Below are 15,849 nucleotides of genomic sequence, written 5' to 3'. Positions count from 1 at the left end.
CTTTAAAATAAGATTTTGGTTTGCTGAACGTACTTTTGATGAGCTAGTTCTAACCAAGAGTTGCTATAGTACCTTTAAAATTGATGATGTCAATTAAACGGTGTAGGTCGGGCTAAGGCCCGACAATGCAAGCGCTGTCTGTTTTTACTATCATTTTTAGCCTGGTAATTTACGGAAGCTAACCGCTAAGCGGTTCCAGCTATTAATAGCGATAATTGCCATAGTGAGATCAACGAGTTCTTTTTCATGGAAACAAGTTAGGACTTCATTATAAATATCATCAGGAACATGGGACTCTGGTAATAAGGTAACTGCCTCCGTCCAAGCTAAGGCGGCGCGCTCGCGTGTATTAAAAAAAGGAGATTCTCTCCATACGACTACTGAATGAATGCGGCGTTCAGTGTCACCTTCTTTTACTGCTTCAGCACTGTGCATATCAACACAATAGGCACAGCCATTAATTTGCGAGGCACGTAGTTTAACCAGATTAAGAAGAGATGATTCTAACCCACAACTGGTGACATACTTTTCAACGCCTAACATCGCTTTAATCGCATCTGGTGCGGATTTATAAAAATCAATTCTTGTATGCATATGATTCTCCCTAAAATTTTTAATCAGATACCCTTATAATTTATAGCATGTCTATTCACTATCGAGTGTAACCTTGCGTGTCATAAAGCAAGGTCGGTATCAAGAAACATAGATTAGGCTTACTCTTGCTATGAAACATATAAAAAAATAAAGTATGAGTTTATTTCTTATTCAGGACGATCATATGAATTTGCTTAATCAAATCATGAGTAAAAAAGCAAAATATTTTGCCCTATTCTTAACTGTGCTTTTTGCTAAAAGCATGTATGCGAATGACAGTTCGTTTGGGGGTAGTGGTGCGTTGCCAATTCCTATGTCACAACCTGACATCAAGATGGTTAAAGAAGTCATTATAATCACCGGTAAGAACTTAAATAATTCTGAATGGGATGGTTCCTGGCATTTTAGTTGTGATTTCCAATTTAAAAATACCTTAAACAAAGCGCTCAAGGTATCTATGGGCTTTCCTTTTCCAATCAATAATGGAATGAGTGAGATCGCTCTTCCCCAAGGTCAAAAAACCAATGAAGGAAAAGCCCTGGTTTATGATTTCCAGGTGCGCGTGAATGATACTCCAGTTTCTTCACATAGAGAAAAAATTGCTCCGAATGAGGAAAAAAATTTAAATTACGAAGATGCTTACTTATGGGATACCACCTTTCCATCTTTGGCAACCGTCAACATTCACCATGATTATGTGACTGGAGCAACTTATGATGTAATGGGTTATCATTGGGTGTCCTATGTTCTCAAGACCGGAGCACTATGGCATGAGAATACCATTGGTCATACGCAATTAGAGGTTATTCCCAACACGCCTACTCGTCTGTGTTCTGAAATCAATCCTAAAGAAGAGTATCTTCAGCCTACACCGGCTGGTATCAAGATTGTTGGTGATGGCAAAAAAAGGAAATATGTATGGGATCTGGCTCATTTTCAACCTAAGTCCGATCTGTTGCTGTGCCTATATACACCAATAAGCTATGTTCGTCATACCATGATTTATCCCGCACTCAATTCAGAACATCCTGTGCGTGCTTTAGCAAAATTGAGGACTAAAGAATTGCAGATTTTACGCAATACAATTTATGCTCAATACGGACGACAATTTAACTCTCCTGACTTACAAAGTTACTTTAAAAAACAATGGTGGTACGAGCCCAATCCTGATTATTCAGACAGTCAATTAACTGAAGAAGACAAAAAATTGTTATCGTTGATTAATCAAGTGCATAAAGCATAGCCAGGGGTGGTCTGCGTGGTACTTCGAAGCATCGAAACCCCGAGTTTCACTCCGTTGTACCCAGACTACGCGCTAGATAAAGATTTATTTCTTTAAGCCATATCCCGTTTTAAAAATCCAGCTAATAATTGCCAGACATATTACGGTAAATGTTAAAATCATGGTGACACTAATGGTGAGACTCACATCACTATGCCCGTAAAAGCTCCAGCGAAAGCCGCTTACTAAATAAACAACTGGATTTGCTAGTGACACGCGATACCAGAAGGGAGGTAGCATATGAATGGAATAAAAACTGCCGCCAAGAAAGGTGAGTGGTGTAATGATGAGGAGCGGTATCAGTTGCAATTTTTCAAAGTCATCGGCCCATATGCCCGTGATAAAGCCCAATAGGCTAAAGGTCACGCTGGTCATAATTAAAAAAAATGTCATCCAAAATGGATGTGCAATATGCAGTGGCACAAAAAACCAGGCTGTTGTGAGTACAATCACTCCAATGATCACCGATTTCGTTGTTGCTGCACCCACATAGCCTAACACTATTTCGACAAAAGAAAGCGGGGCGGAGAGAATTTCATAGATAGTGCCTGTAAATCGCGGAAAATAAATGCCAAATGATGCGTTGGATACACTTTGTCCCAAAACGGTTAGCATAATCAGGCCCGGCACAATAAAAGCACCATACGGTATGCCATTGATATCTTGCATGCGGGAACCGATAGCAGATCCAAACACAATAAAATAAAGGACAGTCGAGATTACCGGAGAGGCAATGCTTTGCCCAAGCGTACGCAACATGCGCGCCATTTCAAATGTATAAATTGCACGAACACCACGTATATTCATTTTGTCTCCAACAATCCAATGAAAATTTCTTCTAAGCTGCTTTGATGACTATTAATTTCCTTGGGGCGTATGCCATGCGATTTTAGACTATCCAATACCTCTGAAATATCATTCTCCGCTTCAGCATCATAAGTCAAAATCAATTTGCCACCGTTGTCATTTTTTTCCAGCGTCAACGGATAGTCTTTTAATCCTGGGGGTATGGTTGCTAGTGGCTCGCGTAAAACGAAAATCATCTGGTGTTTACCCATTTTCTGCATTAACGTTGTTTTATCTTCAGTCAGAATTAAATTGCCTTTATCAATAATACCCACGCGGTCGGCCATTATTTGTGCTTCTTCGATGTAATGCGTGGTGAGAATAATCGTAATACCTGTTTCGCGTAAGGTACGTACTTGCGCCCACATGGATTTGCGCAATTCCACATCGACGCCTGCTGTAGGCTCATCTAAAAAGAGAATCTCAGGTTCGTGTGATAGCGCTTTGGCTACCATGACTCGGCGTTTCATCCCACCTGATAAATGTTGAATCTGCTCGTCTTTTTTACTCCACAGTGAAAGACGCTTCAGTAGTTCCTCAATATATAAAGAATTCTTTGCCTTGCCAAATAAACCTCTGCTGAAGGTCACTGTGTCCCATACTGTTTCAAATGCATCAGTCGTGAGTTCTTGGGGGACTAAGCCGACAGCCGCACGTGCCTCGCGGTATTGGGCGATGTTATCATAGCCCGCTATGGCAACAGTGCCACTAGTGGGTTGCACAATGCCGCAAATGGCATTAATGAGCGTTGTTTTGCCTGCGCCATTCGGACCAAGCAACGCAAAAATTTCACCCCGGCGAATCTCTAGGTTGATATCATCTAGTGCTTTAAAACCATTGGCATAAATCTTTTGCAGCTCTGTAATCGAAATAGCAATATCGTTTGGCATGAATGGCGTTACTCCCTTGTATCTTAAAGATAATTATGCGGCCATCGAGAATTATATGCTACGCTCAATTTCAGTTACTAGCCATTATCCTAAGTAAAAGTGGGTTGGGCCTTGGCCCGACTTACGACAGTAGATATTCATAGTGGAAGCCAACAGTTTTTTTTACGATAATTAAGATGTACCTTTATCAAACAGGGCAAGCTGATGAAAATTAACCACATTAAAAAAGAAGTAAAACTATTTTTACTTAATTCTTTTAGAATTAAGGATATTGGTTATGCGGATAATCTTTTTGATACAGGGGCGATGCATTCGTTATTTTTCATTCAATTATTAGTTTTTATCGAGAAGAAATATAAAATTGATCTTGAGGTTGGTGAGTTTGAGCCAAAGCAGTTAACGAGTATTGATGCGATTGCTGACTTTATTGCGAATAAACTATAATTCAAATGGTTACTGATAAAGTTTTGGCCGGATCAATGTATGTAGAAATGGACACACGACATGAAACAAAAAAAACTGACTCTTCTTGGTGCAGGGACAATGGGTACAGGCATTGCCCAGCTGTTTGCACAATGTGGATTTTATGTCACCTTAATTGATAATCTCCAATCGCAATTAGATATAGCAAAAGATGTTATAGCTAAAAATTTACACTATTTGTTATTAACGCAAAATGTGCCCTCGAAACATTCCATTGAAACAATATTGGCATCAATTTCTTTTACAACACAACTCGATGAGCTTAAGCACTCTGAATACATTATTGAAAACATCCCTGAACATTGGGAACAGAAAAAAGCGTTATACCAGGTATTAAATGAACAATGCAGTACAACCTGTATTTTTGGGGTAAACACATCGTCCATCTCGATTACTAAAATCGCATCACTTGTTGCGCATCCTCAACGCGTTATAGGGACACACTTTATGAACCCAGCGCCATTAATGCCTATGGTCGAGGTGATTAAGGGGTATCACACTGACGAATTGACTATAGAAAAAACCAGGTCGCTACTTGAGCAAGTTCATAAAAAAATGATTGTTGTAAAGGATTCCGCTGGTTTTGTGAGTAATCGGGCAATGATGATTTTTATTAATGAAGCCATTTTTATGGTACAGGAACACATTGCTTCAATCGAAGACATTGATATTTTATTTAAACAATGTTTTGGCCATAAAATGGGGCCATTACATACGGCAGATTTGATTGGTTTGGATACGGTTCTCTATTCTTTAGAATCAATATATTCACAGCTCAATGATCCAAAGTATCGACCATGCTGGTTATTAAAAAATATGGTCGATGCCGGGCTTCTTGGGCAGAAAACGAAAAAAGGATTTTATCAATATGAATAAGGTTTGTTTAATGCATTAGCTTGAGCCAAAAGTTACCCGTTATCGCGGGATTGTATCTGTTAGGTAATTCGTTGCCAAAGCTCAAGAATCGTAGGCTGGGCTGTTAAGCCCAGCATGTAACATTGCCAGCTAAGGATTTGGAGTGTAAGAATTAACTCTGCAAATGCTGGGCTTAACAGCCCAGCCTGCCCGTGCTATTTTTGTCAACGAATTACCTAATATATACAGGGATGACGCGGCAGTGTTTTTCACTCAAGCCAGCAAATTGTAAACAAACCTTAAGATCCTAAGGAGAGGAATTTTGCCTAACTACCAACCTCAATATGTGAAACAACAGCAACTCTTTAAGCAATTTATAGAAAGTTGCTTGCATCCTTATGCATCACGCTTTGATAAAGAACAACAGATTCCGCGCGATTTCTTTTATACATTAGCCCAAAATGGTTTTTTAGGTGCGGGCATTCCTAAGCGATTTGGTGGGCAGCAATGGGATGAATTGACTGTTGGTATCATGCATGAGTCGTTTGCTAAAGAGCTGTGTTCCATGGCAAATATTTTAACTGTACTGGGCATGGTGAGTAAGTCGCTTATTCAGTTTGGTTCCGAGGTGCAGAAACAAACCTGGCTACCTCAGATTGCATCTGGGGATGTTTTAGCAGCATTGGCATTAACTGAATCAAATATTGGTAGTGATTTGGAACATGTTGAAACTCAGTTGGTGGATAAAGAGGATGCATTCATTCTGAAAGGGAGCAAAAAATACATCACTTTAGGACAAATCGCGGATTTATTTTTAGTTTTAGCAAACTGCCAAGATCAACCCACAGCGATTCTTGTCGAAAAAAGCACACCAGGCGTAACTATTTCACCTATGTCTCATTTTTTAGGGTTACGCTCTAATATGTTGGCAGAAATTTCTTTTGATAATTGCCGTATTCCCAAAACCAATGTATTAGGTCGTATTGGTATGGGGCTTAGCTATGTTGTCCAGGCAGCTTTGGATGAAGGGCGCTATACAACCGCATATGGATGTGTTGGTCTAGGACAAGCATGCTTGGATGCAGCACTTCGCTATGCGCAAGAACGAAAACAATTTGACCGTACCTTAGATGAGCATCAGTTAATTCAAAAAATGATTGCTGAAATGATTGTGCAGGTTAAAGCTGCCCGCGAATTGTGTTTTTATGCGGGGGTGCTGAGACAACAAAAAAATCCGGCATACATTGCAGAAACTTTAGTCGCCAAATACGCTGCGTCAAAAATGGCTGTTTTTGTATCAAATCATGCACTGCAAATATTTGGTGCAGCGGGTTTTGAGGAAACATATCCTGTTGCACGATATTACCGAGATGCTAAGGTCATGGAGATCATCGAAGGAACCTCACAAATGCACGAAATTCTTATTTCTAAGCTTTGCAGCAATTCATAGAGGATGTTTTATAAAATGAACTCTTCAGTGCAGCACACAACAATTTTCTCCTTATTCGAGGAACAAGTAAGGAAAAATCCAGAAAATACTGCTATTTTCCTAGAAGATCGCCACATTTCGTATGCGGTCTTTAATAAACAAGTCAATCAATATGCACGGTATCTGCAAAGAAAAGGGCTGCCATTAAATGGAATTGTTGGCATTCAACTCCCGCGTTCTTTTGAAATGCTTGTGGCTATTTTTGCGGTATTAAAAGCGGGAGGTGCCTATTTACCAATCGATCCTCTAGCGCCCGTACTGAGAAATCAAACCATCATTGAAGACAGCCAAATCCAATTTCTAATCGTAGATGATCCTTCATTATTAACCGCCAAATCTGGATTAGATAATCTTCAGGTATTAAGCATTCGTGATCAGGTGTGTGATGAAAAATGCCATAATTTGAATCTACTGCGAGAAAAGCATGATTTAGCTTATGTGATGTATACCTCAGGAACTACCGGAAAACCCAAGGGGGTTATGATTTCGCATCAGGCTCTGGCTAACCGAATTCTCTGGATGCAAAACACATTTCCCTTACAAAGCCATGATGTTGTGTTTCATAAAACACACACATGTTTTGATATTTCTGTTTGGGAGACTTTCTGGTGGTCTGTTGCGGGCGCAGGAGTGGCCCTTTTGCCACCCCAAAAAGAACATGACATTAAGTTATTTATTCAGATGATAGAGCACTATCAGCTTCATGTTATTCATTTTGTACCTTCTGTATTACGTATCTTTTTAAGTTATATTGAGCAGGATTTTTCAATGAATCGCTTACGATCTTTAAAGTATGTCTTTTCAAGCGGAGAAGCGCTTGATGCGCGAAGCGCTAATTTATTTAATAAGCTGTTTCAAAACCAGGGAACACAATTAGTTAATTTATATGGCCCTACAGAGGCCACAATAGATGTTTCTTATTTTATTTGTGAGCAGCACAAGCGCTATCGAACTATCCCAATTGGAAAACCTATCCAAAATACGCAATTATTTGTGTTAGATGAGCAGCTTAATTTAACGGGTTTCGAACCTGGGGAACTATTCATTTCTGGAATTGGATTAGCTCAAGGTTATTTAAATAACCCAGAGCTTACCCAGGCATCTTTCATAGATAATCCTTATCTGCCTGGAGAAAAAATGTATCGTACTGGCGATATAGTTCGTTGGAATAAAAAGCATGAATTATTATTTTTAGGCCGCAAGGATGATCAGGTAAAAGTACACGGCATACGCATTGAATTAGGAGACATACAATATCATTTATTAGAGCACCCCAACATCCAGGATGCAGTTGTTGTCTGTGAGAAAGTGAGTTTTTTTGAGCCTAGAATGGTCGTATTTTTAGTAGCGCATAACAAGCAAATAGAGCTTAGTAGCGCTGAACTGAAAGCGTTTTTAAAAACCAGAATTCCAGATTATATGGTTCCTGAGCACTACATCTGGTTAAGTACATTGCCTATAAAAGAAAATGGCAAAATAGATAAAGAGAAGCTATTGAGTTCCATTTAATTAGCGTAACTCTGCTGACAGAAATGACCTATACTTAAAATTAAAAGACAGTTGTTGTAGTAGACGGTAATTCAGACTCAGTTACCCCATTTATATACCATCTAATTAGTGTCTATTAAATTGCGCGACCAAAGAAATGGAGCCTTTAATAATGAATGCAAATGACCACTTAAACAAAGTTGCTATTGTAGGTATGGCTGTAAAACTTCCTGGTGCTAATGATCTTGATGAGTATTGGGATCTATTGAGGTTTGGCAAAGAAGCAGTGACTAAACTTTCTGCCGAGCAATTACAGGGATCAGGTATTTCCGAGCAATTAATCGTTGCACCCAATTACAAACCATACAGAGGTATCTTAGATAACTTAGAAGCATTTGATACTCCTCCATTGGCAAATACTAGCAAAAATTTTGAAGCGTTAGGCGTGCAAGGCAAAGTGATGTCCCATTTAACGCATCGTGCTTTGAGTTCCATGAGCAGTAATGCAAATGGCTTAATCAAAAACACTGCTGTTTATATTGGTACAAATAATCAGCCATCCTCTCATTTCTTAGGCTCCGCCTATTACCAGGCGATTGATACACAAAAAGCAATAGAGAGGTATTATTCAAAAGTAGTTGCACCTTATATTTCTTATCAATTTGGATTTCAAGGAAGCTCCATTGATTTATATACGGCCTGCTCATCTTCTTTAACCGCGGTGATACAAAGTTGCCGAGAGTTAAATAGTCATCAATGTGATATGGCTATTGCTGGGGCGTGCTTAATCGATTTGCCCCAGGAGGTTGGGTATATTTATGAAGAGAACGGATTATTTTCCTCTGACGGTCATTGCCATTCTTTTGATGCTTCAGCCTGCGGTACTTTATACTCAAATGGTGCTGGCTTAGTTGTTTTAAAGCGACTTGAAGATGCAATTGCTGATCATGATGAAATCCATGCGGTTATTATTGGATCTGCTATGAATAATGATGGCAATTCGTCAAAAGAAGGATTTATGGCCCCAGGAATTCATGGTCAATATACGTGCATACAATCGGCTTGGAAAAATGCAGGGATTGAGCCCAGTGATCTTGATTATATTGCTGCTCATGGCTCCTCAACCAAGCTTGGTGATGCAACAGAAATATACGCACTGAAAAAAGCATTTAAAGACGTTACAGGAACAAATCGTTGCCCACTAAGCTCGGTAATCAGCAATCTAGGCCATACGGGCATAGTATCTGGCATGGCTTCAATCATTAAAACAGTACTGATGCTCCAAAATAAAGCAATAGTTCCTTCAATTAATTTTGAAACCCCAAATCCAGATTTCATGTTGGAGGATTCCCCCTTATATATTGCTACTCAGTTACACGACTTCCCCCAAATAAAAGACCACTATTTAGCAGGGGTGTCTAGCTATGGTGCGGGTGGAAGTAACACGCATCTAGTTTTGCGTAGCTTTATGTAACTAATTGTCGTTATAGCTTGGCGCAGCGTAGTGGAACCTAGGATTAAGCAAGTGTAGGTCCAGCCGATGATCATTCATCACTCAAGTTCGACTTCAATGGTATAAAACGATTCAGTTTGCCCGAATACAAATAGATAATTTCAGGTACTTCAATAATGCTTATTTTGGCATCATGGAATCCAACTTTGCATAAACGTGTGCGTATATTGTTTTGGAGCTGAAGCTTGTTGATATAACCCGTGGTTACAATCTTAATATTGGCCCCCTCTATTGTTTGTTCGACTTGATATTCTAGAATATTTTTTTCTGGTAACAGCGCACCCAAAAAAAGCGAGTGATGAACAAAAATATTGCCTGGATAATTAAAGTCACACCCAGGTCGACCTTTAGGTGCTTTGATAAGCTGATGTTGAATACCACAATCACAGGTTTTATTTAAAAATAAAATTTCATCGGCGTTTTCATAGCGGATGAGTGGCAAAGTATAATTATATAAATTAGTTATATACACTTTGGTTGCCATAACTCCTGTATCAACAGGGCGATTTTGTGCATCCAACGGCTCAATAATGCATAGATCATCATTCAAATGCATTTCATCCGTATTCGCTCGGCAGTTTAGTCCTACCATCCCTTCAGTACAGCCAAAAATATTAAACACATCCACTTTAGGCCAGGTTTCTTTGATTAACGCCAATGTTTGTTCAAAAAGTGGTTCTCCGCCAAGAAAAAGAATCATGGGCTCAATTTTTATTTGTCCTTTTTGCACTAATTGACATACTTTGTGAATGTATGACGGAGCGGCAGTCAAGATATCAGGACGAATTTGATTGAGACGAGTAATGACTACGTTTAAGGGGGTTATCGCCATGGGCAGGAAGTAGGTATTTTCATTATGTCGCCCAAAGGTTTTTGCTAAAGAGTAGGCGGCAACAGCTGTGTTTGCTACAAACAAACTCACCATTTTTGAATGTACATTGAGTTTTTTAGTGATAAGCTGCGTGCGTTCATGGTTATAGAGTGGAAAGCGGAAAAATGCAGTGTGAAATGTAATCCACTCATCCCAATCATAAATAAATATGCCTCGTTTGCCACTGCTTCCCCCTGTTGCCACGGCATGATAATTAGAAAATAGGTACAAGGTATCGAGCCTATCATTTTTTTGGCTCACATGCTGTTCAACTAAGGCTAAGGACAGCTTGGGATCGGTGACAATTGCATCCCAGTTTTCCATTAGAATGGTTTTATTTATCGTAGGAAGTTCGTCTAATCGTTCTTTGGTGAAGTGCTCTACGTTGATTTTTGCCAGTGTTTTTTTATACCAGGGAGATTTTGATTTAGCGTGTAGTAATAATGCTCTTAGTCTTTTATTGATTAGCTCTTGCAGTATTTCTTTGGAATAGTAGATTGCTTCTTGATTTTTTAGAAACTGTTTCTTGAAATCTTGAGTGTGTTGTAAGGTTAATTCACGTGGCGTTATTGACCTATAATTCTGCTCAGGGCGATGAAACAAATGATTGAGTCTATTTAAGAAGCGTGAAAAAGACATATAGTTACCTTTCTTAATGCTCTTGAGATCATTATTCCTTCCTTTGAAGCTTTCCCATGTTTTTAATCCTTTGATTGTAGTATAGATTGTTTTACATACGTTGGTTCAATATCGCCAAGCATAAAAATAAGAAAATTAAATTGGTGAGACCACTTTTAATTTTTGAAGAAATATGGCATCTATCATGACGCATATACTTATTTTTAATAAAGAGTCTAAAAAGGAGAAGGATAAAGATATGAACCCTACACAATATAGTGTTCAAGAAACACGAGCAAAAGATGTAAGTATTAAAATAAATCAACAAGAATTTGAAGTAAAAGGAGTGTGCAAAAGCTTTTTATTTACAAGTTCAAGTCTTTACAAACATAAAAGGAAACAACCCTCATGAATGAGAGTATTGATCAAAAACAACCACGCTCAAACGAAGAGCTCATTGATTTCAGAAAAAAACACTTTTTACCTACCGCTGGATTTTACCATAAAGAACCAATCCAACTTGTTAAAGCACAGGGAACGTATGTATGGGACTCTGAAGGAAAACGTTACCTTGATGCCATCGGTGGCATTGTGTGTATCTCAGCTGGGCACAATCATCCTAAGATCAAAAAAGCACTTATTGATGCACTAGAAGATGATGTAATACAACATACAAGTCTTCTTTATTTAAATCAGGCACCTATCGATACCGCAGAGCGTTTGCTTGAAGAAGCACCTAATGGCATGGATAGGGTATCCTTTACTAATTCCGGTTCAGAGGCTAATGAGCTTGCCATCATGGCAGCACGTCATGCAACTGGAGAAACGATGGTAGTGAATGTGCGTCACTCGTATCATGGCGGTACTTCTGCGGCACTTGCCTCATGTGGCCATTCAATCTGGCGCTTCAAAGCACAGCCAGTTACGGGCGTAACTTCTGCGGTTGAACCCTATTGCTATCGCTGCCCATTTAAACAAAAACCTGACAGTTGTGATCTGTCTTGTGCGAAAAATGTTGAAACAACCATTCAAAATTCGACACACGGAAAAATAGCTGCGTTTATACTAGAGCCAGTGATGGGCGTAGGTGGTTTTATTACTCCTCCGGATGACTATTTTACTGAGGTCGCCCGTATTGTGCATAATTACGGTGGTAAATACATTAGTGATGAAGTCCAAACTGGAGCAGGTCGTGGGGGCGGTGATGTGTTACTAACCAAAACTTTGGATATCGATGCCGATATGGTAACTATGGCTAAAGGATTAGGTAACGGTGCTGCAGTTGGGGCAGTCCTGATGAAAACTGAGGTTGCTGAAACGATGACTGGAAAAACGTATTTTAATACGTTTGCCGGTGACCCATTACAAATGATCCAGTCTAGACTTACATTGGAAATTATTAAAGAAGAACAGCTTGTTGAAAATGCACGAGTTATGGGCAATCAACTAAAAGATGGTTTCCAGCAATTACAAAAGAAACATCCCATCATTGGCGATGTTCGCGGACGTGGTTTGCTTTTAGGAATTGAGCTCGTCAAAGATCCTATAACAAAAACTCCAGCATCTGATGAAGCATTCCAGTTAATGGATCTGTGTAAGGATAAAGGGCTATTAGTTGGCAAAGGTGGACAGTATGGTAATGTCTTCCGCATAGCGCCACCGTTGACAATTAATCAGGAACAAGTGGATTTCATACTCACAACACTTGATCAATCTTTATCAGAGTTAGCACGATTGTATACTCTTTAAAAAATAGGTCTCAGGTCGAGAAGACCTGAGGCAGGTGACCCGTTTGCTTGCAAACGGGTACGCTTGGTTGTCTACGCGCATCCCAATTCACCCTGTGGTCAACATACCACAAGAAATACCGGTGACGGTTTTACTTAAAAGCGGTAAATCTTTTCTTTTCATCGCCTCAATCTGAATGAGATTCAAGGGATGGATCATGGTTGATCTGAGTTGAATACTTTCCCCAAGCCAAGGCTGATGAAAACAAAAATCTTCTTCACCCGTTATTTGATAGAAGAATAGGATGGTTGACTCTAGTTCTTCCTGAAAAGGCTGTAGATATTCATCGGAGCCAGTCAATTGGCATAAGTACTGTTCCCAGATAGGAAGGTACACTTTAGAAAGAGTGACACCGAGTTGTTTTACAAAGGCGGCAAAAAGGGCATTTTCCTTATAAAGCGCCTTAAGCCTAGTTTGTCCAGGCTCATTGAGTTCTGACCAGGTGGAGCCCACACCCCACCACGTTGGGAAAAGAAGTCGAGTTTGAGTCCAGCATAAGATCCAGGGGATGGCTCTGAGTTTTCTTTGATCAGGCCCAGATTTCCGTTTAGTTGGGCGCGAGCCAATCTTCAGTTCTGTCAAAAAATGATAAGGTGATGCTTGTTCAATTGTGGGCCAAAACCATTCACTTTGAATCAGTTCTTTATATTTTTGGCTGACTTTTGCGGAAAATAATAATAATTCCTCGGGATAATCATCAGGCGTGTTTTTATCTTTTTGTGCATAGATATCAAGGAACTTGTCAATCTGACTTTTGAGGATCGAACTTGAACCAAATAGTCTTGCAATCATTTCGCCCTGAATCGTCACTTTATAATTAGCCATCACTTCCTTAGACCAAGAGGCGGTTTGCTCATTGATATCCCCACCTCCACGCTCAATACTTCCGCCAGACCCATGAAAAAATATGGGTCTTAGGTTCTTATTTTCCAGTGTAGACTGAATACTTTTGAAGCTTTTCGCAATCATGAGTCGGGAAGGAAATACTCCATTTTCTTTAGACGAGTCGGAATAACCCAGCATGACTTCATAGTTGCCATCCCATTGTGTCAGATGCTTTTGTCTAATATCTTCAGTGATTGAGTGATTTAGAATTGTATCAGCGCTGGTGAGCGCAAGTTGATTTTCAAACAAGGGCACAACAGGAAGAGCGTAGCTTCCAAAAATTCGTTTTACCAGACTAATGCCATTTTTTATGTCCTCAGCAGATTCAACCATGCTGAGAATAAAACCGCGTATATAATTTTTGGGATCCGTTCCATGAGTTATAGAGTAGACTTGCTCAAGCATTTTGGTAATCGTCGTTTTTTCGATACTTGTTAAACTCTCTTTTACAACGGTTGAATCCTCTCTGAGCTCTAAAGGGATCACCAGTGCGGGATAGAGCTGAAAAATACCGGAAATAACGGAGAACTGTTCGAGTTCGAAATGGATAAACGTTAAGGTATTTGTTTGTATCGCAGTTAATTCTTTTTGGAATGCAGATACGGTTTCATAATCTCTTGATTGTATTTTTCTAAGAGCGTGTGCTTTTTCAATAAACTGGTGGATCTGATTTTCTAATGTTTTGTTTGCATTTAATGAGGTTGTGAGCGTGACGATCTCTAGTACTTCTTTAAGACTTTTTTGAATGTAGTCAATAAAAAAAGATCGAGAAAGCTCAAGGCTTTTAACCATGATTTCTTCGTTAACACCTGAGTGCCCATCTTTATCACCTCCTACCCAGGTACGTAATTGAATAGGAATGCCTTTGACTAAAAAGGAATGATAAAGTTTGATGTTGAGCGGGCTGAGTGCATATTGATAAATGTATCGAGCCTCATCTTCTACGCTTGGTTTTTCATAGTTGGCAATATTAATCTGCAGTGAGATTTTAAGCATTTGATCGAGATAAGACTCATCCATCAGATAGGGAGATTTCAGCGTGTCGACAAGATAGTCGCGAATTGCTTTAAACAACGTTAAAAACTCATTGGTACGCGCTTCTGTTGGATGTGCTGTTAAGACATAATGAATGCCTTGAGGTTTGTCAGAGTAGGCTTTTTCTTTTCTTTGGTTGATACGGAAAATGCGGTAGGCGTTTTCACAGGCATTAATGAGCTCCATCATGAGTGAAAACCCATGGGCAATTTGATAAAGCTGACTACTATCAAGTTGAGCAAGTTCAATTTGCAGGCCATGCAGCGCCTTTCTCAGTGCAAACGTTTTATTCCCAATTGTATCTTGCATGGATAGTCGTATTTGCTCAATGCGGTCGTATGTTTCTTTGCCATAGACGTCTGCAATGGCTTTCCCTAAACGAGTAAGGGACCAGGAAACCATATGACTGAGTTCTCTTGGCAGATGGGAGACATTTGGGTTCATCGAAACTCCGATTTCTAAGAGGGGCTGTCGTTTCTCGATTGTAATATACTTCCATGTACCGAAAAACATTTTGTTTTCAAGAGCATGTCGGGCCTACGCTTACTTCAGCTGATTCTCAACCTCAAATTACAGAGGAGCGCTCTACCGTTGACTGATCCCTCATGGCTGAATGAGGCAACAATTTCGGGTTGAGTATTGATAAATTGGCTAACTCGTTCCTTTGCTTTTTCCCAATTGTCTTTGTTTAACGCATAAAAGTAGCCATTGTTATTGATCATATGAGTTAGCAGATGAGGAAAAAAGTTGATCATGCCAATACGTGGAGCAAAAAATAAAATATCAATGTCTCCATTGTCTCCATTAAAGTTTTTTATAGCATCCAGAAGGTTAGGAAGATGTAGCGCGCCCACTAGCATGACGATAACATCAGGTTTATATAAAGAATGCTGTTCAGAAATTTGACTGGCTATAATTTGGTCACGAAGTTCCTGGTTTTCTTTATTTGCTGTATCTGCCGCGAAAAAAGGATATAGTTTTAAAGACGATTCAATAAGTTCCTTTCTACCGAGTTCTTTATCTGCATTTATTGGATAGAGTACTTCAATGCGTTCTTCATAAGGTATTTCCAGGGCTATTCTGCATGTAAGGTTTTTTTCTCTGATTATTTGTAAAACATACAATAAAAAACTAGGACCATGACATGAAAGATGCTCTTCTCCTATTAAAATCAACTTCATTTGTTTCACTACATTAATAATACACGCATTT

14 protein-coding genes are annotated in these 15,849 nt (G+C 39.4%); 8 read left to right on the top strand and 6 right to left on the bottom strand.

Features of this window, described 5'->3' with window-relative positions; translation table 11 throughout:
• Window positions 1-156: 156 nt before the first annotated feature.
• The gene (locus tag Lste_RS03440; protein ID WP_058509693.1) at window positions 157-594 is read right to left on the bottom strand and encodes a carboxymuconolactone decarboxylase family protein; all 438 of its coding nucleotides are present in this window, start codon (window positions 592-594) and stop codon (window positions 157-159) included.
• A 184-nt stretch (window positions 595-778) separates the two neighbouring features.
• Here Lste_RS03440 and Lste_RS03435 point away from each other — a divergent pair, with 184 nt between their 5' ends.
• Window positions 779-1,837, top strand: a complete 1,059-nt coding sequence (locus tag Lste_RS03435; RefSeq protein ID WP_237760410.1) for a YARHG domain-containing protein — start codon at window positions 779-781, stop codon at window positions 1,835-1,837.
• An 84-nt stretch (window positions 1,838-1,921) separates the two neighbouring features.
• Here Lste_RS03435 and Lste_RS03430 read toward each other — a convergent pair whose 3' ends face one another.
• Entirely contained in the window at window positions 1,922-2,683 is a 762-nt protein-coding gene (locus Lste_RS03430; protein WP_058509692.1) for an ABC transporter permease, read from the bottom strand.
• A complete protein-coding gene (locus Lste_RS03425; protein ID WP_058509691.1) occupies window positions 2,680-3,612 on the bottom strand; it encodes an ABC transporter ATP-binding protein in 933 nt (310 codons plus the stop codon). The genes Lste_RS03430 and Lste_RS03425 overlap by 4 nt, the downstream gene beginning before the upstream one ends.
• Window positions 3,613-3,816: 204 nt before the next feature.
• On the opposite strand from Lste_RS03425, the gene Lste_RS03420 reads away from it, so the two are divergent.
• From Lste_RS03420 to Lste_RS03400, 5 genes are all read left to right on the top strand, one after another.
• Window positions 3,817-4,056 (top strand): acyl carrier protein, encoded by a 240-nt coding sequence (locus Lste_RS03420; protein WP_058509690.1) that lies wholly within the window; start codon window positions 3,817-3,819, stop codon window positions 4,054-4,056.
• Window positions 4,057-4,116: 60 nt separating this feature from the next.
• Window positions 4,117-4,971, top strand: coding sequence for a 3-hydroxyacyl-CoA dehydrogenase family protein (locus tag Lste_RS03415; RefSeq protein WP_058509689.1), 855 nt, complete (start codon window positions 4,117-4,119; stop codon window positions 4,969-4,971).
• A gap of 301 nt (window positions 4,972-5,272) precedes the next feature.
• On the top strand, window positions 5,273-6,400 hold the full coding sequence (locus tag Lste_RS03410; protein ID WP_058509688.1) for an acyl-CoA dehydrogenase family protein: 1,128 nt from the start codon (window positions 5,273-5,275) through the stop codon (window positions 6,398-6,400).
• Between the two features lie 15 nt (window positions 6,401-6,415).
• Window positions 6,416-7,948: an amino acid adenylation domain-containing protein gene (locus Lste_RS03405; RefSeq protein WP_058509687.1), complete on the top strand. Its 1,533-nt coding sequence runs from the start codon at window positions 6,416-6,418 to the stop codon at window positions 7,946-7,948.
• 151 nt (window positions 7,949-8,099) lie between these two features.
• Complete coding sequence (locus tag Lste_RS03400; RefSeq protein WP_058509686.1) at window positions 8,100-9,401, top strand: beta-ketoacyl synthase N-terminal-like domain-containing protein; 1,302 nt, start codon at window positions 8,100-8,102, stop codon at window positions 9,399-9,401.
• Between the two features lie 70 nt (window positions 9,402-9,471).
• Here the strand turns inward: Lste_RS03400 and Lste_RS03395 are convergent, their stop codons facing one another.
• Window positions 9,472-10,950, bottom strand: coding sequence for a phenylacetate--CoA ligase family protein (locus Lste_RS03395; RefSeq protein ID WP_058509685.1), 1,479 nt, complete (start codon window positions 10,948-10,950; stop codon window positions 9,472-9,474).
• Between the two features lie 184 nt (window positions 10,951-11,134).
• Between Lste_RS03395 and Lste_RS03390 the strand changes: the two genes are divergently transcribed.
• Both Lste_RS03390 and Lste_RS03385 read left to right on the top strand, forming a co-directional pair.
• Window positions 11,135-11,341, top strand: a complete 207-nt coding sequence (locus tag Lste_RS03390) for a hypothetical protein (RefSeq protein ID WP_058509684.1) — start codon at window positions 11,135-11,137, stop codon at window positions 11,339-11,341.
• Window positions 11,338-12,678 (top strand): aspartate aminotransferase family protein, encoded by a 1,341-nt coding sequence (locus tag Lste_RS03385; RefSeq protein ID WP_058509683.1) that lies wholly within the window; start codon window positions 11,338-11,340, stop codon window positions 12,676-12,678. The genes Lste_RS03390 and Lste_RS03385 overlap by 4 nt, the downstream gene beginning before the upstream one ends.
• 87 nt (window positions 12,679-12,765) lie before the next feature.
• On the opposite strand, the gene Lste_RS03380 is transcribed toward Lste_RS03385, so the two are convergent.
• Both Lste_RS03380 and Lste_RS03375 read right to left on the bottom strand, forming a co-directional pair.
• Complete coding sequence (locus Lste_RS03380) at window positions 12,766-15,081, bottom strand: phosphoenolpyruvate carboxylase (RefSeq protein WP_058509682.1); 2,316 nt, start codon at window positions 15,079-15,081, stop codon at window positions 12,766-12,768.
• A gap of 104 nt (window positions 15,082-15,185) precedes the next feature.
• Window positions 15,186-15,818, bottom strand: coding sequence for a hypothetical protein (locus Lste_RS03375; RefSeq protein WP_058509681.1), 633 nt, complete (start codon window positions 15,816-15,818; stop codon window positions 15,186-15,188).
• Window positions 15,819-15,849: the final 31 nt, after the last annotated feature.

The organism is Legionella steelei (genome assembly GCF_001468005.1).
GTDB lineage: Bacteria > Pseudomonadota > Gammaproteobacteria > Legionellales > Legionellaceae > Legionella > Legionella steelei.
Note: the sequence above shows the minus strand (reverse complement) of the source record. Positions and strands in the feature narration are given on the sequence as shown.

Excerpts from the sequence above, each read along its gene's own strand:
- Lste_RS03390 (WP_058509684.1), top strand. The coding sequence starts at position 11,135 with ATGACGCATATACTTATTTTTAATAAAGAGTCTAAAAAGGAGAAGGAT.
- Lste_RS03435 (WP_237760410.1), top strand. The coding sequence starts at position 779 with ATGAATTTGCTTAATCAAATCATGAGTAAAAAAGCAAAATATTTTGCC.
- Lste_RS03420 (WP_058509690.1), top strand. The coding sequence starts at position 3,817 with ATGAAAATTAACCACATTAAAAAAGAAGTAAAACTATTTTTACTTAAT.
- Lste_RS03380 (WP_058509682.1), bottom strand. The coding sequence starts at position 15,081 with ATGAACCCAAATGTCTCCCATCTGCCAAGAGAACTCAGTCATATGGTT.
- Lste_RS03400 (WP_058509686.1), top strand. The coding sequence starts at position 8,100 with ATGAATGCAAATGACCACTTAAACAAAGTTGCTATTGTAGGTATGGCT.
- Lste_RS03405 (WP_058509687.1), top strand. The coding sequence starts at position 6,416 with ATGAACTCTTCAGTGCAGCACACAACAATTTTCTCCTTATTCGAGGAA.
- Lste_RS03375 (WP_058509681.1), bottom strand. The coding sequence starts at position 15,818 with ATGAAGTTGATTTTAATAGGAGAAGAGCATCTTTCATGTCATGGTCCT.
- Lste_RS03440 (WP_058509693.1), bottom strand. The coding sequence starts at position 594 with ATGCATACAAGAATTGATTTTTATAAATCCGCACCAGATGCGATTAAA.
- Lste_RS03430 (WP_058509692.1), bottom strand. The coding sequence starts at position 2,683 with ATGAATATACGTGGTGTTCGTGCAATTTATACATTTGAAATGGCGCGC.
- Lste_RS03415 (WP_058509689.1), top strand. The coding sequence starts at position 4,117 with ATGAAACAAAAAAAACTGACTCTTCTTGGTGCAGGGACAATGGGTACA.
- Lste_RS03385 (WP_058509683.1), top strand. The coding sequence starts at position 11,338 with ATGAATGAGAGTATTGATCAAAAACAACCACGCTCAAACGAAGAGCTC.
- Lste_RS03395 (WP_058509685.1), bottom strand. The coding sequence starts at position 10,950 with ATGTCTTTTTCACGCTTCTTAAATAGACTCAATCATTTGTTTCATCGC.
- Lste_RS03425 (WP_058509691.1), bottom strand. The coding sequence starts at position 3,612 with ATGCCAAACGATATTGCTATTTCGATTACAGAGCTGCAAAAGATTTAT.